Below are 20,661 nucleotides of genomic sequence, written 5' to 3' on the forward strand. Positions count from 1 at the left end.
CATTGCCGAAACCGCCTTCCGCCCGACCGCCCCGTGATGGGCCGGCCGCCGCCCTCACCGCGTACGGGGCAACTTGACCACGGTGACGAAGAAGTCGTCGATCTGCTGGATCGCCCGGATGAACTGGTCGAGGTCCACCGGCTTGGTCACATAGGCGTTGGCGTGCAGCTTGTAGCTGCGCAGGATGTCCTCCTCGGCGGCCGAGGTGGTGAGCACGACCACGGGGATGTGGTTCAGGTCCGGGTCCGTCTTGATCCGTTCGAGGACCTGCCGTCCGTCGTACTTGGGCAGGTTCAGGTCGAGCAGGATCAGGTCGGGGCGGGGGGCGTCGGCGTGCGCGCCGCGGCGGTACAGGAAGTCCAGGGCCTCCAGGCCGTCCCGCACGACGTGCAGCACGTTCCCGATCTTGTTGTCCTCGAAGGCCTCCCGGGTCATCAGCTCGTCGCCCGCGTCGTCCTCGACCAGCAGGACTTCGGCGGGGGTGGCCTGGGGCCGGTCTGCGGGGGTGCTCATCGGACGGTTCCTTCGGTGGTGGGTTCGGGTGCGGGTGCGGGTGCGGGTACGGGTGCCGCGGCACCGGTGTCGGCGTCGGCTTCGGCACCGGCGTCGGTGTCAGCGACGGGCAGGGTGAAGACGATCCGGGTCCCGTCGCTGTGATCGGTGTCGATCCGGATGCGCCCGCCCGCGTGTTCGACGATCTTCTTGCAGAGCGAGAGTCCTATACCGGTGCCGCCATAGCTCTCCCGGCCGTGCAGCCGCTGGAAGATGACGAAGACCTTCTCGGCGAACTCGGCGGGTACGCCGATGCCGTTGTCCGTGACGGTGAACGTGTGGAAGCCCGGCTCCGCGCCGGGGCCGTCCACCAGGGCCACCTCGACGCGCGGAGCACGGTCGGGAGAGCGGAACTTGACGGCGTTGCCCACCAGGTTCTGCCACAGCATCGTCAGGAGCGTCGGGTCGCCCACCACGTCCGGGAGCCGCTCGGGCCGCGTGATCTCCGCGCCGCTCTCCTCCACCGCGGTGCCCAGATTGCGCAGCGCCCGGTCCAGAGGGCCGTCCATCGCGACGGTCTCGCGCGCATCCTGCACGCGGCCCACCCGGGAGAAGGTCAGCAGGTCGTTGATGAGTACCTGCATCCGCTTGGCGCCGTCGACGGCGAAGCCGATGTACTGCACGCCGCGCTCGTCCAGCCGGTCCCCGTAGCGCTTCTCCAGCAGCTGGCAGAAGGAGGCCACCTTGCGCAGCGGCTCCTGGAGGTCGTGCGAGGCCACGTACGCGAACTGCTCCAGCTCCGCGTTGGAGCGGCGCAGCTCCACGGCCTGCGCGTCCAGTTCGACGGCGATGCGGTCGAGCCGCTCGGCATTGCGACGTGAGGCCTTCAGGTCGGCCACGGTCCGGTGCCGCATGGCCTCCACCGCGCGGGCCAGGTCCTGCAGGTCGGAGGGGCCGCGCAGGGGGATCTCCTCCTCGAACGCCCCGTCCGCGACGCGCTGGGAGGCGGTCCGCACCAGCGCGAGGGGCCGCAGCACGCCCACGTGGAGCAGGGCGGCGAGGGCCGAGCCGGCCAGCAGGAAGGCCACGACGATCGCCAGGAGGATGTGGTCGCGCTGCGAGCGCGCTTCGCCGAAGGTGGTGCGGGCGTCGGCCTGTATGCCGTCCAGGTGGGCCTGCTGGGCGGCGATGCGACGGCGGACCTCGTCGAAGCGCTCCTTGCCGGCCTGCAGGGAGGGTGCGGCGGTGCCGTTCTCCACGGAGGCGATGGCCGGCACCGCGAACTGTTCGCGCCAGGTCCGGGCGGCCTCCTGGACCGCTGCCAGATCCTCGCGCACGTCGTCGTCGCCGTCGAGGACCACGGCCAGACGCTGCGCGGCCGCGATCTCGTCGGCCAGCCCCCGTTCGTACGGTTCCAGCAGCGCGGGTTCGTCGGCCAGCAGGTAGCCGCGGACCCCGGTCTCCTGGTCCAGCAGGGCCGTCTCCAGCCGCAGGGCGTCCCGCTGGGCGGGCAGGATCCGGTCGACGAGCCGGTTCCCCGCCGTGGTGGTGTGGGACAGGAGGGCGGCGCCGAGCGCGCCCGTGCCGACGACCATGAGGGCGAGCACGACCAGCACGGTGGTCAGCCAGCCCTGGAGGCTCGGCCCTCGGCGCTCCGCGGCCCGTCCTCGGGGTGTCTGGGGAGGTGGTGTGGGGGAGTTCACGTGGGGGAGTTCCATTCGAGGTGGAGGACGGCGACGTCGTCGGCGAGGCCGCCCCAGTCCGCGGCGAGGCCCTGCGCCGTCTGGATCAGGGTGTCGACGAACGGCTCGGCGGGCAGGTCGGTGTGCTTGCGGGCGATCTCCAGGAGGCCGTCCTCGTCGAGGCGGTCGGAGCCCGGGCCGACGCGCCCCTCGATCAGGCCGTCCGTGAAGAGCATCACGGCGCCGCCCGCCCCCACGGCCACCTCGGTGACGGGCCAGCCGGCGCCCCAGCCGGGCACGATGCCCAGCGCCGGTCCTCCGGGGACGGTGCGCAGCTCCACGCCGGCCGCGGAACGGATCAGGAAACCCGGGTGCCCGGCGCGCTGTACCGATACGGCGTGGGTGCCCGCGGGGCGGGTGAGGCAGACGAGGGTGGCGAAGATCTCCGGGCCGGAGCGTTCCGCCAGCAGGATCCGCTCCAGGAGGCCGAGCAGTTCGGCGCCGCGGGCGCCCGCCATCACGAAGGACCGCCAGGCCACGCGCAGGCACACGCCGAGCGCCGCCTCGCTGGGGCCGTGGCCCGAGACGTCGCCGACGACGGCGTGCGTGGCCCCGTCGGGTGTCTGGACGACATCGTAGAAGTCGCCGCCGAGCAGCGTCTGGGCCCGTCCGGGGTGGTAGCGGGCGCAGACGGTGACGGTGTCCGCCACGTCGTCGAGCAGCAGCGGGGTGGGCAGCAGGCCGCGTTCGAGCCGCGCGTTCTCCTCGGCGCGCAGTCGGCCCGCCTGGAGGGCGGCGGCCGCGAGCTCGGTGCGCTTGCGCTGGATCGCGTAGCGGATGGCCCGCATGAAGACGTCGGCCTCCAGGCGGCCCTTGACCAGGTAGTCCTGGGCCCCGGCCGCGACGGCGCTCAGCCCCGCCCGCTCCTCCGACAGGCCCGTCAGGACGACGACCGCGGCCTCGGCGGACACGGCGAGGACCTTCTCCAGCCCCTCCAGCCCCTGGGCGTCCGGCAGGTGCAGGTCGAGCAGGACGCACTCGGGGGCCTCGGCCTCCAGCAGGTGCAGCGCGTCGGCGAGGGAGCGGGCGCGGCCGAGACGGACCTCGATCCCGCTGTCCTCCACGAGTTCCTCGACGAGCACGGCGTCGCCCTCGTCGTCCTCGATGAGCAGGACGTACGGCGGTACGCCGTTCCACAGGGCCAGCGAGTCGTCCGGTTCTCCGGATTCCGCGAAGGACGCCTGCCGGGGCCGGATCACCGGCTGCTGCGGCGTGCGGGCGGCCGGGCGCTGGGCCCCGAGCCCGGAAATGCTCACCATGGCGTCGCGTCTGCCCCTTCTCATCTCGGACGGCGGACGCCCGACGGACGCCGGGTTGCGTCGGACAAGCCTAGAGTGATCATTTGCCGTCAGGCAATATTTTACGAACTCAATGATTCTGCCATGCCGACGGAGTGGCGGTGAACCGCCCCCGCGGACCGGTAGGGGCCGGGTGAATGCGGCCGTCAGGCGCTGTCGGGGACCTGTGTCGACGCCGGCGGGGCGGAGGCCTCCGTGGCCGCGGGCGGGGAGCCGGCCGGGTACAGGCCAGCGGCCGCCTCCCGGAACGCGGCCAGCCCCGTCATCAGCGCCTCCACCGCATCGGGCGCCATCCGCCCGAGCACGGCCGACAGCTCGCGCACCCGGATCGCCCGCCGTTCGTCGAGCAGGGTCCGCCCCTGGGGGGTGAGGCGCACCTCCACCTCGCGCCGCCGGGACGGGTGGGGCGAGCGGGCCAGCAGCCCCATGGCCTCCAGCCGGTCGCAGAGCCGGGTGACCGAGGGCGGACGGGAGCCGAGCACCTCGCCCAGGGTCCGCAGGTTGACGCCCTCGGCGGCCTCGACGGCGAGCAGCGCCCGCAGCTGCGACGGCGAGACGGCGGGTGTCACACCGTCCTGGCCCCTGGCGTGCAGCACCGCGAGGAGTTCCGCCGCGGCGGCCAGGGCCGCGGCCGGGTCCTCGTACGCGCCGGAGGGGCCGGGACGGGGCATGCCACCACTGTGCCACCGTCCGCCGCGGTCGGCCCCGCTGCCATGACCTCGCCGCTGTGCCCCCGCGCCGTGACCGTCGGCCGTGACCGCTCGCGGCTGCCGCCCGCAGCTACCGCTCGCCGACGCCCGCGTCCGTACCGGTCCGGCCGTGCCAGTCGAGGCAGACGACCATCGCGTCGTCCGAGGCGTCGACGCCGCCCCGGTACCCCGGCAGCTCCTCCAGCAGCGCCCGCGGCACCTGCGAGGGAGGCAGCAGCCGCGTGTTCATGACCGCCCGGGTCAGCGCGTGCAGACCGTACGGCTCCCCGGCGGGGGAGAGCACGTCGTACACGCCGTCGCTGAGGAAGAACAGCCGGTCCCCGGGCAGCACCCGGAAGCGCTGGCAGGTATAGACGGTGTCCTCGAACATGCCGAGCGGCAGCTGCGCCTCCAGACCGACCGGCTCCACGACCCCGCCGCGCAGCCGCCAGACCCGGGGCGACCCGGCGTCGATCACCTCCACCTCCCCGGTGTCCAGATCGAAGCGGAGCAGCAGCATCGCCACGTGCAGCCGCCCCTGGTACTGGCCGTAGAGGGCCTGGTCGGCCAGGGCCGCCTGGTCGGCGAGGCCGAGCCCGGCCCGCCGCGCGTTGCGCAGGGCGCTGACGGCGAGACTCGTCAGCAACGCCGCGTCGATGCCCTCGCCCATGCCGTTGTTGACGGTCAGCGTCAGATGGTCGGCGGAGGCCGACCAGTCGAAGCTGTCGCCGAAGATGGCGTACGCGGGCTCCAGTTGGGCCCCGAGGTCGTACTCGGGCCGGGAACACGACCGCCCCGGCAGCAGCTGCCACTGCATCTCGGCGGCCAGGGTGAGCCGCTTGGCCCGGCGCGCCTGCAGGAAGAAGTCGGTGTCGCGGTCGGCGACGAGGATCTCGTGGGCCAGCGCGTCGGCCACGTCCTGCAGCGGGCCGATGCGTCCGGCGACCGGGACCCCGGCCGGGTAGCGGACGCTCAGGACCCCCAGCCGGTCGCCGCGCACGCTCACCGGCAGGTGCACGACGGCCCCGTCCGCCCCGGCGACCACATGCGGCTCCTGGGCGCCGAAGGCCCGCCCCTCGGCGCTGTTGTACGCCGACACGGAATCGGTGGTGAAGGGCTGCGCCGTGACGGGCTGGAGCCGTGCCGAGGCGTAGTCCGCCATCAGCAGTTCGGCGCCGGCCGCTCCGTGCTCGCGGGCCAGGATGGCCCGGACCACCTCGAACAGTTCGTGCGGCGCGGCGCCGCGCAGCACACGCTCGACGCCCCCGCCGCCCACGGCCTTCCCGCCGCCACTGACCTTGCCACCGTTTCCGCCCTCGGTCACCGGCCCCGCACCTGTCTCTCTCGCAACTGCCAAGATGGGGGACTACGAAGCCGCCGGTCCGCCGGGGAGGGGCTGCGCGTAGTCCGGTAGGGAGTGTCACATGAGTCAGCGGTCGATCGGCTCCCCGAAGCCCGTCGTGTCGGCGGCGGCGCAGATGAGCGAGCTGATCGAGCTGTTGGAGGTGGTCTGGGAACGGGGCCGGGACACCGCCAGCGCCCCGCCGGTCTCCTCCGCACAGGCCCGGGTGCTGTTCCTCGTCGAGGCGAACGTCCAACTCAACCTGCGTGAGCTCGGCAGGCTGCTGGAGGCGGCCCCGCCGTCCGTCACCCGGCTCTGCGACCGGTTGCAGGCCGTCGGCTTCCTCGAACGGCACCCCGGGGCCGACGACCGCCGGGAGGTACTGCTCCGCCTGACGCCCACGGGCCGGACGTATCTCGAACGGCTGCGCGCCCGCAGGCAGGAGGTGCTGGCCGAGGCGATGGCCGCGATGCCGGAAGCCTCCCGGGCCGCTCTGGCGACGGGGCTCGCCGACTTCTGCGCGGCGGTCGCGAAGCCGCTCCGGCTGCCGTCCCCCGAGTCCTTCACCACCAGGACGGCCTGAACCGGCCCGGGCGTCAGCGGTGGCCGTCGCCGGTGGGCGTCAGCGGGCCGCAGTCGCCCAGCTGCCGGCCCGCACGGCGAACACCGTCAGCCGCCGGTTCACCGTGTCCCCGTGGCCGTCGAAGGCGACACGGCCCGTGACCCCGTCGAAGGCCAGCCGCGACACGGCCCGCGGCACCTCGGCCCGGGCGTTGCCCGGAAGGGTGCCGCCGTGGGCCGCCGCGACGGCCTTCACCGCTTCGATGAGGGTCCAGGCCGCGTCGTACGCGTACGGACCATACCAGCCGGCCTCCTCCGGGTACCCGGCCTTCCGGTACCGGGCGAGGAACTCCTGCCCCGCCGCCGAATCCGCGGCGGGCACACCGATGTTGGTCGCGAGGTCGCCCTCGGCCTTCGGGTTCGACGTGAGGTACTGCTGGTCGAAGATGCCGTCGCCACCCATCAGGGGGACGGTCACCCCCGCCTGCTTCAGCTGCTGGGAGAGCTGCGCCGCGGTGTCGTAGTAACCGCCGAAGTAGACGGCGTCGGCACCCGAGGAGCGCGCCCGCTCGGCGAGTCCGGCGAAGGCGCGTTCCTCCGGATCGACCTGCTCCGTACCGACGACGGTTCCACCGAGCTTGCTGAACTCGGCCCTGAACCCGGAGGCGAGGGCCGTACCGTGGGCGCTCGCGTCGTCGACCACGTAGAGCTTGGTCTTCTTCGCCTCGCGGTACAGGTACCGGGCGGCGAACGGCCCCTGGTCGACGTCCGTGGCCAGGGTGCGGAAGTACGTGGAGTACGGGCGGGTCCGGGTGCCCGCCGCCCAGTCGGGGCCGAGCGTCAGCACGGGGTCGGTGTTGCCCGGTGACACGACGGCCAGGTCCGCCTGGGCGAGCGGCGCCACCAGGGTCTTGGCGACACCGGAGTTGAGCGGGCCCACCACTCCCAGCACCTTCTCGTCGGACACGAACCGGGCGGCGTTGGCTGCACCCTTGGCGGGGTCGGCCCCGTCGTCCAGGGACTTGATCTCGAAGGTCACGCCGGGCACGTGCCCGGTCTCGTTGGCGGTCCTGACGGCCAGGTCGGCGGAGTTCATGACCCCGGTGCCCATCGCGGACAGGCCGCCGCTGAGCGGTGCGTCCACCCCGATCACCACGGTGACGGAGGAAGAGGAAGGGACCGCCCCACTGCCGGCCGAACCGCCGTTGCGGCGCGCGTCATCACCCTGCGTGAGGGTCCAGGTCAGGACGGAGCCCGCGGCGAGCGTGGCCAGCACCGTGCCGAGTACGACGGAGCGGCGGGTGAGGCTGCGCCGCCCCGCGGCGGGCCCCGCGCCCTGCTCCCGGTCCGGTGCGGTCTGGTGCGCCGTCGGCGCCTCGGACGGAGGCGCGGGCACGGTCGGACGGGTCGGCCGGTCCGGCACCGGGTGCTGCGGGACGCCGCCGGAGGCCTCGGCGTCCGCGACCGTGGGGGTCGGTGGCGGCGGGGGCGTCGTCGACGGTGCGGGCTCGGAGGCGGAGGTGGAGGCGGCCTCGGTGGCTGAGGCGGCCCCGGCCACCGGCTCCCGCTCCGGTACGTGGGGCGTCCGCGGGTCGGGGGCGGGCGCCGGAGCGCCCCCGGGCTCGCTCCGCTGTTCGTCGCCGTGGCCGTGGCCGTGGCCGTCGCCGCCGGCCGGTTCGGGCACGGGCACGGCCGGGGTGGAGTCCAGCACCGCTGCGAGCATTTCGGCCGCTTCCGCGGCGCCCGCACGCAGCGCCGGATCCTTGGTGAGGAGCGCGTCCAGTACGGGTGCCAGCGGGCCGGCATGGACCGGTGGCCGGTGAGGACGGGTGAACACGGCCACGGCGAGGGCGTGCAGGCCCTCCGCCTCGAACGGCGGGTGCCCCTCGACGGCGTGGTAGAGGGTGGCGCCGAGCGCCCACAGGTCGTTGGCGGCGGTGGGGCGCTTGCCCTCCAACTGCTCCGGGGGCATGTACTGGGGCGTGCCGATGACGATCCCGCTGTGGCTGAGCTTGGTCGTGGCGTCCGCGAGGTGGGCGATGCCGAAGTCCGTGAGGACGACACGGTCCTTGGTCAGGAGCACGTTGTCCGGCTTGATGTCGCGGTGCACGATACGCGCCTTGTGCGCCTCGGCCAGCGCGTCGAGCATGGCGGCGCCGATCTGCGCCACCCGCCGCACGGGCAGCCGGCCCCCGCTGCGGATCGCGGCGGCCAGCGACTCGCCGCGGATCAGCTCCATGACGATGACCGGAGCGCCCCGGTGCTCCACGACGTCATGGATGGTGATGATCCCCGGGTGGCTGAGAGTGACCGCTGCCCGGGCCTCGCCGGTGAACCGCCGCAGCAGCGCGGCACGGTCCTCGTCTTCCATGCCGGGCGGGAAGAGGATCTCCTTGACGGTGACCTCGCGCCCGAAAAGATGCTGGTCGACGCCGCGCCAGACCCGGCCCATGCCGCCTTGGCCGATGCGCTCGACCAGCTGGTAGCGGCCGGAGATGAGTTCGGGGGTGTGCTCGGTCACGCGCACACTGTAAGTCCTGATGGGCCGATCGGGTGCCGAAAGTATGGCTTGATCACGCCTGGGGGACGCGGGCGCGGGCGGGGGTGCGCAACGCCCTCGGGCAGGAGCGCAATGCCCTCGCATAGGGTGGGCCGACCCCGCCGGAACGGTCCGCGACCCCCGAGGAGCGACACCCCATGCACATGGTCTTCGCCGGCCGAATGATCGAGTGGCGTGGGCCTGCGCCGTTCTTCTTCGTCCCGGTGCCGGAAGAACAGTCCGCCGACGTCCGGGAGGTGGCCTCGGCCGCCACGTACGGATGGGGCGTCGTCCCCGTCGAGGCCCGCATCGCTGACGTCGCCTTCGGGACGTCGCTGTTCCCGAGGGACGGCGGGTACCTGCTGCCCCTCAAGAGCGCCGTCCGAGCACCGCTGGGACTGGCACCGGGGGACGAGGTCACCGTCGAGATGACCGTGGTCCTGCCGGGCTGACGCCGGTTGCGGGAGGTGCCCGCCGGGCTGCTGCCGCCGGTGGCCCGCTGCCCGGGGGCGGCGGTACGAGCGCCGACGCCGGGGGTTCGCCGGACAGCTGGTCTCCGGCGCGGGGAGGCGGCCGGGACGCGCGGTGTCCGGGTGCCGTACGGGACCGGCGGCAGCCCGCCGTCCAGCCGGGCCTGCCGCACGGCGCAGGGGGAGGACGCCGTGCGGCCGAGCCCGCACCGGAAGCCGTTCGCTTCCGATGCCACGCGTCTGACCCGGAACACCACCGCCAAACACCCTTGACGGCAACAAATATGAGGAGACGTCACGCGCGGAGGCCGGGGGAGCGGCTGTCCGGCCCCCTGCCCTGGGAGACCCTCGCGAACGACGGTTCCGGATCCGGCGACGACGACGTGCCGTCCAACGCCGGCACCGCGGGCGCCCGCGAGGCGTGCGCGCACCTTTCCGAGGATCCGGGCGAAGTGGGCCCGGGCACCCGCGTCGTCGGCCACGGCCGGCTCGCGATCACCGCACCGGGTGTGGGCCATGGAGCCTTCCCCGGCACGATCCGCCTCTGACTCCGCCTCCGCCTCTGACGTGCGGACGCCGGCCCGCGCGGCGGCAGCTTCCCGTGCCGGGTCAGCTCAGCCGGAGCGCCGTCGTGATGGTCTTGCCGTCGGCGCGGGTGCTGCAGTCGACGTGCTCCGCCAGGCGCTGGATGAGCGGCCAGCCGTACCCGCCGGGGTGGTCGACCGTCCCCGTACGCGCGACGGGCGGGCGCGGGTTGGCGTCGGCGATGGACAGCCGCAGGACGTCGCCGGCGATGTCGGCCCGGAAGGCGATGACCCCGTCACCGTGCCGGATCGCGTTGGTGACCAGCTCCGACGTCACGAGCAGTGCGTCCGCCGCGATGACGCTGTCGAGGCTCACGCCCGCCATGACCAGCAGTTCACGGACGCGTGCACGGGCCGCGGCCGCGGAGCCGGGCGGGGCCTCGGACGGTGGAGGTGGGTTCATGTTCATCGCCTGCCCCCGCCTGCACGGGTCGTACCGTGACAAGTCATACCGTGACAAGTCATACCGTGACGGGTCGTGCGCGGAAGCGGGACGGCGGTCAGCATGTCATCGCGGTTCCCAGGTTGTCCGCCATGCGGAACGCCGGTGCGGATCCGGTCACTTCGAACAGCCGCCGGACGGCGGTGTGCAGCGGGCCGGCGAGCACGAGCACCGGCCCCGCGGCCGCGTGGGCCCGCTGTGCGTCGAGCAGCGCGTGCAACACGGAGGAGTCCACGAACGGGGTGCCCGACAGGTCCACCACGGTCCGCGGCAGACCGCTCGCCGCGGCCCGCGCCAGAGCACGGGCCAGGAAGGGCGCGTTCTCCTCGTCGACTTCGCCGCGCAGGCTGATGACGGTCGCGTCGCGCTCCATGGTCGTGGTGACGACCTCTTCCTCTCCGGTCACCGGGACATCCTCCTACATGGCGCGGCGCCCCGGTGACCGGATACCCGTACGGGCCGGCGGACCGGCCCTCCGTCACCCTCAGGGGCCGGCCCTCGACACCGTGTCCACCCGTGGCCCGGTTGCACGGTGCACGGTCCATGGAGGATGGTTGCCGGAGGGCAACTGTTTGTCCCGAGGCCCACCCGACGTGATGAACGCGATGAAGAGGTGAGGGGTCCGCGCAGCGGGCCTTCAACGTTTGCTTCCTTCCACCGAGACGACACCGAGCTCGCCCACCGCGGGCCTGTCGTGGAGTCAGGCCCCCTATCCGGTGCTGGTCGCCGACGCCGACGCCGTCGTGGTCCATGCCAACGAGGCGGCCGGGCTGCTGTTCCCGGACGCCGGCCCCGGATCGGCGCTGGCGGACGCGGTCCCCGGCTGGCTGGCGTCGGCCCACGCCCGCCACACCGCCACCCTGCCCGCGCAGCGCCCGCCCGCCGGATCCGGCACCGTCCAGGGACCCGTCGGAGACCGCTCGTACGAGGCGCACCCGACACCTCGTGACGACGGCACGGTCGTGTGGTGGCTCCTCGACGACACCGACCACCGGCTCGCCCGGGAAGCCCTCTGGGCGGAACGGGAACGCACCGAGTTCCTGGTCCGCTCCTCCAACCTCCTGCTCTCGTCGCTGAACCTCGACCGGTGCATGGACGTCACGGCGCAGATGGCCGCCGACCACCTCGCCGACGCGGCCCTGGTGATCGCCCCCGCACACGGCCGCGACCTCCCGATCGTGACGTGCGTCCGCGGCGGCGGCCCGTCGGTGTCCCGCGCCGCCGTCGACCCCGAGGACGTGCCGGGGCTGGCCGAGGCGCTCCAGGGCTTCCCGCCCGTCCCCTCCCGGTGGCTCGACCCGTCCGCCGCACCGGCCTGGCTGGTGCCCGACGGCCTCGACACCCTGGGGTCGATCGTCATCACACCCCTGCCCGGGCACGGTGTCCCCGCGGGCGCCCTGGTGCTGCTGCGCGCCGACGGCGCCGCCGCGTTCACCGAGGGCGAGGAGGTGTTCGCCCGGCTGTTCGCCGCCCGCGCCGGCGCGGCGATGTCGGCCGCCCGCCTCTACGCGGAACAGGCCTCGATCACCGACACCCTGATGCGTGAACTCCTGCCGCCCTCCCTGCACCAGGTCTCCGGGGTCGAGTACGCCGGCGGCTACCGGCCCTCGAAGGATCACGAGCGGGTCGGCGGCGACTTCTACGACGTGCACCCCGCCGCCGAGGAGGGCGCCCCCTCCCTCGTCGTCCTCGGAGACGTGTGCGGCAAGGGCCTGGAGGCGGCGGTGATGACCGGCAAGATCCGCAACACCCTGCATGCGCTCCTGCCGATGGCCGACGACCACCACCGGATGCTCAGCCTGCTCAACACCTCACTCCTGAACTCCGAGAACGCCCGCTTCGCCACCATGGTGCTGGCCTCCGCGGCCCGGGACGGGAACACGGTACGGCTGCGCCTCACGAGCGCCGGACACCCCGCCCCGCTGATCCTGCGCTCCGACGGCCGGGTGGAGGAAGCCCCTACGAAGGGCACCCTCGTCGGCGCGCTTCCCCAGATCACCTCGGAGACGGCCCGTGTGACCCTGGCCCCCGGGGACACATGCGTGTTGTACACCGACGGCATCAGCGAGGCACGGGGAGGACCCATGGGCGGTGCGATGTTCGGGGAGGAGCGGCTGCGCCGCGCCCTGTCGCAGTGCGCGGCGATGCCCGCAGAGGCGGTGGTGGAGCACGTGCAGATGCTCACCGCCCAGTGGGTGGGCACCGGCCGCCACGACGACATGGCCGTCGTGGTGATCTCGGCGCCGCGCACCAACCACCTCAGCGCCGTGGACGGCCACACGCGCGGGAGGTTCACCGCGTGAGCCCGTACGACACCACGGCGCCGGCACCCGCACCGGTGGCGGCCCCCGCCGCGGCCCCCGTTGCGGCGCCGGAGCAACTACGCGCCCAGGTGTGGGAGTCGGTGATGGCCTTCGACGAAGCCGCCACGGTCGGCGCCGTGCTCCGCGCACTGGACGACGGCATGGCGGCGGAGGACCTTCTGCTCGACGTCATCGCCTCCGTACAGGGACGGGTCGGCCGGGAATGGGCGGCGAACCGCATCACCGTCGCCCAGGAGCACGCCGCGACCGCCATCAACGACCGCGCCGTCGCCGCCGTCGCCCTGCACCCCTCGGCGCGCACGGCACCGACACGCGGCCGGGTCACGGTGGCCTGCGTCGACGGCGAATGGCACGCCCTGCCCGCCCGGCTCCTGGCCGAGGTACTGCGCACCCGGGGCTGGCGCGTCGACTACCTCGGCGCGCAGGTGACCGCCCCGCACCTGGTCGCACACCTGCACCGCACCGGCCCGGACGCCGTGGCCCTCTCCGGCTCCCTCGCGACCCGGCTGCCCGCAGCCCACGCGACCATCACCGCCTGCCAGGCCGTCGGGACCCCCGTGATGGTCGGCGGCGCCGCATTCGGACCCGGAGGGCGCTACGCCCGCCTGCTCGGGGCGGACGTCTGGGCCCCCGACGCGCGCGCCGCCGCCGACGAGCTGGCCCGCAGCCCGCTCCCGCGGCCCCGGCCCGGCCACCAGGCCATCGACGACCTGCCCCACCTCGACGACCAGGAGTACACGCTGGTCGCCCGCAGCCGTCCGCGACTGGTCCGGGAGGTGCTGCGACGACTGGAGGACGCCCATCCGGCGGTCCGCGCCTACACCGAAGCGCAGCGCGAGCGGACGGCCGAGGACCTCTCCCACATCGTCGAGTTCCTTGCCGCCGCCCTCTACACCGGTGACGAGGACGTCTTCTGCGGCTTCCTGCAGTGGACCGCCGGAGTCCTGGACGCCCGCGGAGTCCCGGCCGGCTCCCTGCTGCCCGCGCTGGAGCTGCTACAGCGGGAACTGGAGGACTTCCCCCGCGCCACCGCCACCCTGCGGGCCGGAGCCGCCCGCCTGACCCGTACCCCTCTCACCGCTGCCGGGACCGCTGAATGACGAGCCTGCCCTCCACCCCGCTCGGCCTGACGTACTCCGCCTCGCACGAAGCCGTGCGCGTCGAGCTGACCGGCGACCTCGACCACCTCCACGCCGACCTCCTCGTCGAGGCCGTCGACCGGCTGCTCGCCGCGCATCCCGGGCTCCGGGACCTGCGGCTGGACTGCGCCAAACTGACCAGCGTCGACTCCAGCGGCCTGTCCGCCCTGCTGATGGTCCGCCGACGCACCGACACGGCGGGCGCCGGACTCCACCTCGACGGCCGGACCGTGCAGTTGGACCGCATCCTGGAGATCACCGGCACCCTGGACCACCTCACGGCACCGGGCCCGGGCGCTCAGGCCCTGCGCCGCACCGGCGGCGGCGCGTGCGGCGGTCCGGCCTGCGGCGGCCCCGCCGAGGACAGCCTTCCCGCAGCTCCCTCCGGCGGCTCGGAGCCGAGTGCCTGAGACCGCGTCGGCGAGCGCGGTGTGTGACCATCGCAGGATTCACTCGTTCGACGGCTGGCCGCCGGAAGCCGCCACGTCACCGGGATCACGGTGACCGGAGCCGTCCGCGCCGACAGCTCCGACCGGACCCTCGCCGCACCCTGGCCCGGCCCGGCCGGCGCCGTGACCCTGACGGGCACCCTCGCCGGCGGCGGAACCGTCACCGCGCTCGACGGAGCCGGGGGGCGGCCGCGACTGACCGGCCGCTACCACCGCATGCGGACGTTCTCCGCCCAGCCCAACAGGCCGTCGACCGCGATCCGCCGGCCCCCGTCCTCGCGGACGGTTCCGGCGTAGTGGCCGAAGCACTGGTCGGTGCGGTTGCCGACCGGCCCGGCGTCCGTGCGGACCCGCCGTACGTGGAACGGTGTGAACCGCAGGTCCACCTGCCCGGCCCCGCCGTCGTGGACGGTCCACGACGCCAGGGGGTCCTCGGGCGCGAAATGCCAGTCGAGCTCCGTGCCGATCTTGGTGAGCCGGCCGTCGACGCACAGCGCGTTCTCCGTCGAGCCCGTGCCCCGGGTCCACTCGCCGCCGAGCTGGATGCCGACCGTGTGTCCGTCCGTACGGCCGGAAGCGGCACCCCAGTTCCAGCGCACGTGCCGGGGCCACCGCCCGCGCCCGTGGTCCAGTACTGCCCAGGCCCCGTCCCCGAACGGCAGGACGTCGGCCCCGACAGTGACGGTGCCCGTCGCGGGGCGCGCCGTGTGCTTGGAGGTGTACTGGAAACGGCGGTCGCTCCACGGGACGACCACCGAAAGGGTCTCGTGCCCGTCGGGCAGTGCGGCGAACAGATCGACCTCGACGGGTACCCGGCCGGGCCCGAGGCAGCGCGCCGCCAGCCGCGTGCCGCCCGGCTCTTCGGCGATCCTGATGCGGACCTGGCCGCGGACGGGCCGCTCGGGCCCCACCACGAGGGGCCGCGTCCCCGCGGAGCCGGCGATGGTGTCGGGCAGGCGCACGCCGCGGCCGCCGGGGACGATGGCGGTCCGCTCGAACTCCCGCCGTCGGCCGGGCCCGAACTCCAGCACGTAGACGGAGTTCAGCGCCAGGTAGTCGAGGTCGCTGACGGTGAGGGCGACCAGGTGGGTCGGCGTCGTCACGCACCAGTACTCCCACCGTTTGGTACGGCCCCAGCCCGGGATGGCCGAGCGGTGCAGAGGCCGGCGCGACCAGCCGATCGCGGCGGGATCGAGCCTGCCGTCGGGGAGGCACAGGCCGACGGGACGGATTATCTCACGTTCGTACGTGGCCATGCGCGGACCCTACGCGGCCGCGCGAGCGGTGGTCGAGGGGGCCGCGTCCGCGGACGTGCGGCGGGGGCGACCGCTGTGGTCGCCCCCGCCTGTTCATCACTGCTCAGACGTCACGCGCCGTTCGCTGCGCGCAAATCCCTGCGGGCAGGTCCTTGCGGGCAGGTCCCTGTGATCAGAACTGCAGCGCCCAGGAGTCGATCTTTCCGGTGTCGAGGTTGGCGTTGTCGTTCACCCGGAGCTTCCACACGCCGTTGGCGACCTCGGAGGAGGCGTTGACGGTGACGGTCTTGATGATGTTGTCCGCGCTGCCGCCGGAGCGGTTGTGCAGGTTGTACAGGGTGCCGTCGGGAGCGACCAGGTCGACCTTGAGGTCACCGATGTAGGTGTGCTTGATGTCGATCGCGACGCTCAGCGCCGCCGGGGCGTTGCCGGTGACCCCGCTGACGGTGACGGGCGATTCGACGGTCGCGTTGTCGCTGATCGCGTAGTCGGCGGTGTTCTCGAAGCGCTTGCCCGGCGGGACGGTGCCACCCTCACCGACGTTGAGCAGCAGGTTCGGGGAGCCCGTACCGGGGCTGGTCACCACGTTCGGGGTCGCGGCGCCCACCAGGGCGTCACGGACCTGCGCCGGGGTGCTGGAGGTGTTCTGCGACAGGTAGAGCGCCGCCGCCCCGACCACGTGCGGCGTGGCCATCGAGGTGCCGGAGATGGTGTTGGTGGAGGAGTCCCCGGTGGCCCACGCGGAGGTGATGGAGGAGCCCGGCGCGAAGAGGTCCAGGACGCTGCCGTAGTTGGAGTAGCTCGCCTTGGCGTCGGTGTTCGTGGTGGCGCCGACGGTGATGGCCTCGGCGACGCGGGCCGGGGACTTGGTGGAGGCGTTGGTGGACTCGTTGCCCGCCGCGACGCCGTAGGTGATGCCGGAGGCTATGGAGTTGCGGACGGCCGTGTCGAGCGCGGAGTCGGCGCCGCCGCCGAGCGACATGTTGGCGACGGCCGGCTTGACGGCGTTGCGGGTCACCCAGTCGATGCCCGCGACGACCTGGGCGGTCGTGCCGGAGCCGTTGTTGTCGAGGACGCGGACGCCGACGATCTTGGCCTTCTTGGCCACGCCGTAGGCCCCGCCCGCGACGGTACCGGCGACGTGCGTGCCGTGGCCGTGACCGTCCTGGGCGGTGTTGTCGTTGTCGATGGCGTCGAAGCCGTAGGAGGCACGGCCGCCGAAGTCCTGGTGCGTGATGCGCACGCCGGTGTCGATGATGTACGCGGTGACGCCCTCGCCGGCTTTGTCCGGGTAGGTGTAGCTCTGATTCAGCGGCAGGGCCCGCTGGTCGATCCGGTCCAGGCCCCAGGACGGCGGGTTCGGCTGGGTGGCGTCCACGGTGAAGACGCGGTCCTGCACGACCGACTGGACGGCGGGGTCGGCGGCGAGCCTCCTGGCCTGCGCCTCGGAGACCTTCACGGAGTAGCCGTTGAGGGCCGAGCTGTAGGTCCGGTCAATCGTCGCGCCGTACCGCTTCGCCACGGCCTTGCCGCTGTCCGCGGTGGAGCGGGCGGCGGAGTCCTTCAGGGTCACGATGTAGCTGCCGGAGATGGTTCCCGCGGCGCCGGCGTTCTCGATGACGCCCTGCGCGCCGCTGTCGGCGGCGGAGGCGGGCAGGGCGGCGGCCGCGCCGAGCGCGAGGGCCACGACGGCGGTCGCGCTGATGCCGGCGAGCTTCCGGCGGGTGTGACGCATCACGGACATGTGGGGGGTCCTCCTTGTGGGCGGTGCACTTCGGGGATGGAGCGGAGGCGACGGCCGACGCGAACCGCCGGCATGTGCGGCCATGCGTGCTCTATGGCCGGTACATGACAACCCGTCAACTCGCCTTCGCCTCCGAAAGGTTGACCCACCCCCGGCCCGCCCACAAGAGGCCGGCGGGCGCGTAACATCCTTGCCATGCTCCGGCCATGATTCGGCAAAGACGCGCCGCACATGACGCGGGCACGGCCGGCGTGCCGGGCGAAGGGGCGTATACGAGCCGAACGCGTCCCCGTACTGCTGATGCGGCCCGGACGGCGGTGGTGGTGCCGGGGCTCGGTTTCAGGCCGGGGACGGGTGTGACGCCCGCCCGGGTCGGCGCGGAAGCCCTCCTGTGGCGGCGGGCCTCGTAGCGGCCGCTGCCTGCGGCCTCCCGGACGCGGCTGGCGGAGGAGCGCACTCCGCAGATCCGGCGGGAGCGACGGGTTCACGCCACGCGGACGCGCCCTGCCGAGCGTCCCGGCCGTACGGGACGGGATCGGATCACGGCTGCCGAGTCCGCTGGGCGGACGGGTCCGGCACCCGGTCGGGAGGCGGGGGAGCGGCACGGAGCCGCCGGGGATCGCCTACCGAGGTGCCAGGGCGCCGAGTTGTGAAATTTTCGTGAGCGGGAGGGTCGCGCCGGGGCGCGGTTTCACAGGGAGGTGGTGGTGAGGGTGGCGAGTGCGGCTTGGTAGTGGGTGGGGGCGGGGAGGTCGGTGAGGTGGTAGCCGGGGACGGCCGGGGGGTGGGGGCGGGTGCTGACGTAGGGGTGGGTGAGGCCGCCCGCGAGTCCGGTGCCGGTGGCTTTGAGGCAGGCTTCCTTGCGGGCCCAGCAGCGGGCGAGTGCGGTGGGTCGTCGGTTGGTGGGGAGGGCGGTGAGCTCTTGGGTTTCGGTGGGGTGGAGGGTGTGGAGGAGGTCGGTGACGGTTCGTGGGGTGGGGTGTTGTTCGATGTCGATGCCGACGGGGGTGGTGGCGAGGGCGATGTAGGCGTGGTCGCCGCTGTGGGAGAGGGAGAAGTGGAGCGGGTTTCCGGGGATGTTGGGCCGGCCGTGGGGTGCGCCGCAGCAGGGGCAGTTCTCGCGGGTGAGGTGGATGGTGTGGGGTGGTTGGTGGAGGTAGGCGCCGAGGAGGGTGCGCAGGGCGAGGTGGGAGGTGGTGTAGCGGTGTCGGTGGCCGGGGTCGCGGAACCGGTCGGCGCGTTCGCGTTCCTCTGCGTCGAGGATGTGGTGTGCGTCGGTGACGGCGTGGCCGCCGACGGTGGTGATGGTGGTGTTGAGGGCCCAGACGACGGGTGTGGTGGAGGTGGGTGCGGGCCCGGGGACGGCTGGGTTGGGGCCGAGTTGGTGGAGGTTCTCGATCACCCGTTTGAGGGTAGTCGAGACGGGCGGAGCGTCCGTTCGACCGGGATCCACAGCTGGAAGTCGGTTGCCGGGCCGACATGGACCGGCCGGGTCCGCAGCAGCTCCGGACCCGGCCGGCTCGTGTACGGGTTGGAGGGGAACCACAGGGTGAACACGTCGCGCCAGAGCTCCTGGACGGCACTCGGATAGGGACCGTGATGGTCGAAGACCGCCCAGGTCCCGGCAGGGACGTCGAGGGCGTCGAGGGCGTCGGCGGCGTCGGGGGTGTCGGCGGTGTCGGGGGTGTCGAGGTCGTGGGGTTCGCCGGGTTCGCCGGTGGTCGCTTCGGGCCGGGTCGCGACACCGACCCAGTAATCCGCGTGGGCGCCCTCCTCCCGACTGCCGGTCAGATACACGAACGCCGACAGGATCCCCTCCGGCTCCGGGAGACCGCGGAGTTCCTTCATCCGTGCGATCGTCCGTGCGTCCAGGCTCTCCACATGTGCCATGGCGGCCGCGTTGACCCCGTCGTGCACGAGAGGGACCGTGGTCTTCGTGCCGACGACCCGGAACGGCTCCTTCTCCACGATCCGGTAGCGCATGCTCGTACTGCCCTCCACGACGACACGGAAGGACATCCGCGGTTGCGCCGTGAGCACCGCTCCCGTACGGCGGGCCTCGCCCGGACCGATGCCGTGCACCGACCGGAACGCCCGGGCGAACGCCTCGCCCGAGCCGTACCCGTAGCGCACCGCGATGTCGAGCAGCGTCAGGTCTCCGGCGAGCACCTCGGCCCCGGCGAGCGTCATGCGCCGCCGCCGCACGTAGGTGGGGAGGGGCATCCCGGCCAGGGCGGAGAACAGCCGCCGGAAGTGGTACTCCGGCACTGCGGCGATCCGGGCCACCTCGGCCATGTCGATGACGTCCTGGTCGAGGCGGTCCTCCAGGTGGTCCAGGCCCTGTGCGCGTTGATCCTGGCCGACCGGGGCGAGCTGGACCTGGCCGCGCCGGTCGCCGCCTACTGGCCCGAGTTCGCGGCCGCGGGCAAGCAGAACGTGCTGGTACGGCATGTGCTGTCGCATACTGCAGGGCTCCCGGACCTGGCGGGGCCGACGACCGTGGAGCAGCTCTACGACTGGGAGAGCGTGACGTCGGGGCTGGCCGCGCAGACGACCGAGTGGAAACCGGGAACGGCCGCCGGCTATCACGCGCTCACCTTCGGGTTCCTGGTGGGTGAGATCGTCCGCCGCGTCACCGGCCGCAGCCTCGGTGAGTTCTTCGCCGACGAGGTCGCAGGGCCGTTGGGTGCGGACTTCCACTTCGGGCTCGGCGCCGAGCACGACCGCCGAGTCGCACCGCTCGTCCCGCCGCCGTCGCTGACCGACGCGTACGCCTCCAGGGCGCCGCTCGGGCCGGACGGCGTACGCCGGGAGTACCCCGGTGCGGCGATCCGCGTCCGGGACATCAACTCCGCGGCCTGGCGCCGGGCGCAGATCCCGGCGGTGAACGGCTTCGGCAACGCCCGGTCCGTCGCCCTCGTCCAGTCGGTACTGGCCAACCGCGGGTCGGCGGGCGGTGTGCGGCTGCTGTCGTCCCGGGGCTGTGAGCCCGCGTGGGAGGAGGAGTTCCACGGCGAGGACCGGGTCCTGCGGACGCCGGTGTCCTGGACCACTGGCTTCGGCAGGTTCGGCACCGCCTTCGGATGGGGCGGATGGGGCGGCTCACTGGTCGCGAGCGACCCCGGCTCACGCATGACGGTGGCCTACGTCATGAACCGGATGCTCGACCGGGACACGCAGGAGGACAACCGCGGACTGGAGATCATCATGGCTGCCTACGGCGGACTGCAGTGACAGCCCGCCTGCCCCTCACGTCCCGGGCGCGGGCGCTGTTGGCGCCGTCGGTGTGGACGGTGCAGCGGCCCGCCCGGGGGCGACGGCCATGCTGCGCAGCCCGAGCCCGGCGGCATCGGCCCTGCGCTGCAGTTCCGTGGCGAAGTAGAGGTTGGCCCGCTTGGACTGGATGGAGGTGGACAGGGGCCGGTGGCCGCGCTCGGCGTCGGGGTTGCCCAGGTCGAACCGGGCGAACCGCTGCCCCTCGCTGCTGACCGTCGTCGGGCGCGGCAGGAGGATGCGCGCCGCCGTACTGGCGGCGGCCATCACCGGGCTCACGCAGACGGGGTGCGCAGGCCAGGCGCGGCCTGGGGGTG

The 20,661-nt window shown here is 73.4% G+C and carries 20 protein-coding genes; 7 read left to right on the forward strand and 13 right to left on the reverse strand.

Annotated elements, in window-relative coordinates:
* Window positions 1–54 precede the first annotated feature (54 nt).
* From AAT21_RS14200 to AAT21_RS14220, 5 genes are all read right to left on the reverse strand, one after another.
* On the reverse strand, window positions 55–513 hold the full coding sequence (locus AAT21_RS14200) for a response regulator (RefSeq protein ID WP_046776924.1): 459 nt from the start codon (window positions 511–513) through the stop codon (window positions 55–57).
* Window positions 510–2,087: a sensor histidine kinase gene (locus AAT21_RS14205; protein ID WP_046777403.1), complete on the reverse strand. Its 1,578-nt coding sequence runs from the start codon at window positions 2,085–2,087 to the stop codon at window positions 510–512. The genes AAT21_RS14200 and AAT21_RS14205 overlap by 4 nt, the downstream gene beginning before the upstream one ends.
* 104 nt (window positions 2,088–2,191) lie before the next feature.
* Complete coding sequence (locus AAT21_RS14210; RefSeq protein WP_079025626.1) at window positions 2,192–3,493, reverse strand: PP2C family protein-serine/threonine phosphatase; 1,302 nt, start codon at window positions 3,491–3,493, stop codon at window positions 2,192–2,194.
* 185 nt (window positions 3,494–3,678) lie between these two features.
* Window positions 3,679–4,203 (reverse strand): MarR family winged helix-turn-helix transcriptional regulator, encoded by a 525-nt coding sequence (locus AAT21_RS14215; RefSeq protein ID WP_046776925.1) that lies wholly within the window; start codon window positions 4,201–4,203, stop codon window positions 3,679–3,681.
* 109 nt (window positions 4,204–4,312) lie between these two features.
* Complete coding sequence (locus AAT21_RS14220) at window positions 4,313–5,545, reverse strand: PP2C family protein-serine/threonine phosphatase (RefSeq protein ID WP_235438785.1); 1,233 nt, start codon at window positions 5,543–5,545, stop codon at window positions 4,313–4,315.
* Window positions 5,546–5,645: 100 nt separating this feature from the next.
* Between AAT21_RS14220 and AAT21_RS14225 the strand changes: the two genes are divergently transcribed.
* A complete protein-coding gene (locus AAT21_RS14225) occupies window positions 5,646–6,146 on the forward strand; it encodes a MarR family winged helix-turn-helix transcriptional regulator (RefSeq protein WP_046776926.1) in 501 nt (166 codons plus the stop codon).
* 39 nt (window positions 6,147–6,185) lie between these two features.
* On the opposite strand, the gene AAT21_RS35540 is transcribed toward AAT21_RS14225, so the two are convergent.
* Entirely contained in the window at window positions 6,186–8,645 is a 2,460-nt protein-coding gene (locus tag AAT21_RS35540; RefSeq protein ID WP_167350580.1) for a bifunctional serine/threonine-protein kinase/ABC transporter substrate-binding protein, read from the reverse strand.
* 176 nt (window positions 8,646–8,821) lie between these two features.
* Here AAT21_RS35540 and AAT21_RS14235 point away from each other — a divergent pair, with 176 nt between their 5' ends.
* Both AAT21_RS14235 and AAT21_RS14240 read left to right on the forward strand, forming a co-directional pair.
* Window positions 8,822–9,115 (forward strand): DUF1905 domain-containing protein, encoded by a 294-nt coding sequence (locus tag AAT21_RS14235; protein WP_046776927.1) that lies wholly within the window; start codon window positions 8,822–8,824, stop codon window positions 9,113–9,115.
* 302 nt (window positions 9,116–9,417) lie between these two features.
* The gene (locus AAT21_RS14240; protein WP_046776928.1) at window positions 9,418–9,681 is read left to right on the forward strand and encodes a hypothetical protein; all 264 of its coding nucleotides are present in this window, start codon (window positions 9,418–9,420) and stop codon (window positions 9,679–9,681) included.
* A 61-nt stretch (window positions 9,682–9,742) separates the two neighbouring features.
* Here the strand turns inward: AAT21_RS14240 and AAT21_RS14245 are convergent, their stop codons facing one another.
* Both AAT21_RS14245 and AAT21_RS14250 read right to left on the reverse strand, forming a co-directional pair.
* On the reverse strand, window positions 9,743–10,120 hold the full coding sequence (locus AAT21_RS14245; protein ID WP_235438786.1) for an ATP-binding protein: 378 nt from the start codon (window positions 10,118–10,120) through the stop codon (window positions 9,743–9,745).
* A 97-nt stretch (window positions 10,121–10,217) separates the two neighbouring features.
* Complete coding sequence (locus AAT21_RS14250; RefSeq protein WP_235438787.1) at window positions 10,218–10,565, reverse strand: STAS domain-containing protein; 348 nt, start codon at window positions 10,563–10,565, stop codon at window positions 10,218–10,220.
* Window positions 10,566–10,875: 310 nt separating this feature from the next.
* Here AAT21_RS14250 and AAT21_RS14255 point away from each other — a divergent pair, with 310 nt between their 5' ends.
* From AAT21_RS14255 to AAT21_RS14265, 3 genes are all read left to right on the forward strand, one after another.
* Complete coding sequence (locus AAT21_RS14255) at window positions 10,876–12,462, forward strand: PP2C family protein-serine/threonine phosphatase (protein WP_046776930.1); 1,587 nt, start codon at window positions 10,876–10,878, stop codon at window positions 12,460–12,462.
* 104 nt (window positions 12,463–12,566) lie between these two features.
* Window positions 12,567–13,583 carry a cobalamin B12-binding domain-containing protein gene (locus AAT21_RS14260; RefSeq protein ID WP_235438855.1) on the forward strand — a complete coding sequence of 339 codons (1,017 nt, stop codon included), beginning with the start codon at window positions 12,567–12,569 and terminating at the stop codon, window positions 13,581–13,583.
* Window positions 13,580–14,032, forward strand: a complete 453-nt coding sequence (locus AAT21_RS14265) for an STAS domain-containing protein (protein ID WP_079025628.1) — start codon at window positions 13,580–13,582, stop codon at window positions 14,030–14,032. Before AAT21_RS14260 ends, AAT21_RS14265 begins: the two co-directional genes overlap by 4 nt.
* Before the next feature lie 245 nt (window positions 14,033–14,277).
* On the opposite strand, the gene AAT21_RS14270 is transcribed toward AAT21_RS14265, so the two are convergent.
* The 4 genes from AAT21_RS14270 to AAT21_RS14285 form a co-directional block, all read right to left on the reverse strand.
* The gene (locus tag AAT21_RS14270) at window positions 14,278–15,327 is read right to left on the reverse strand and encodes a DUF2804 domain-containing protein (RefSeq protein WP_046776931.1); all 1,050 of its coding nucleotides are present in this window, start codon (window positions 15,325–15,327) and stop codon (window positions 14,278–14,280) included.
* A 172-nt stretch (window positions 15,328–15,499) separates the two neighbouring features.
* Complete coding sequence (locus AAT21_RS14275) at window positions 15,500–17,071, reverse strand: S8 family peptidase (RefSeq protein WP_046776932.1); 1,572 nt, start codon at window positions 17,069–17,071, stop codon at window positions 15,500–15,502.
* 691 nt (window positions 17,072–17,762) lie between these two features.
* Window positions 17,763–18,473 (reverse strand): 4'-phosphopantetheinyl transferase family protein, encoded by a 711-nt coding sequence (locus AAT21_RS14280; protein WP_046776933.1) that lies wholly within the window; start codon window positions 18,471–18,473, stop codon window positions 17,763–17,765.
* On the reverse strand, window positions 18,470–19,366 hold the full coding sequence (locus AAT21_RS14285; protein WP_235438788.1) for an AraC family transcriptional regulator: 897 nt from the start codon (window positions 19,364–19,366) through the stop codon (window positions 18,470–18,472). The genes AAT21_RS14280 and AAT21_RS14285 overlap by 4 nt, the downstream gene beginning before the upstream one ends.
* Window positions 19,367–19,378: 12 nt before the next feature.
* On the opposite strand from AAT21_RS14285, the gene AAT21_RS14290 reads away from it, so the two are divergent.
* Window positions 19,379–20,305 carry a serine hydrolase domain-containing protein gene (locus AAT21_RS14290; protein ID WP_235438857.1) on the forward strand — a complete coding sequence of 309 codons (927 nt, stop codon included), beginning with the start codon at window positions 19,379–19,381 and terminating at the stop codon, window positions 20,303–20,305.
* Between the two features lie 15 nt (window positions 20,306–20,320).
* Here AAT21_RS14290 and AAT21_RS14295 read toward each other — a convergent pair whose 3' ends face one another.
* Entirely contained in the window at window positions 20,321–20,623 is a 303-nt protein-coding gene (locus AAT21_RS14295) for an SDR family NAD(P)-dependent oxidoreductase (RefSeq protein ID WP_235438789.1), read from the reverse strand.
* Between the last annotated feature and the right edge of the window lie 38 nt (window positions 20,624–20,661).

The sequence above is a fragment of the Streptomyces yangpuensis genome, assembly GCF_001005295.1.
Taxonomy (GTDB): domain Bacteria; phylum Actinomycetota; class Actinomycetes; order Streptomycetales; family Streptomycetaceae; genus Streptomyces; species Streptomyces yangpuensis.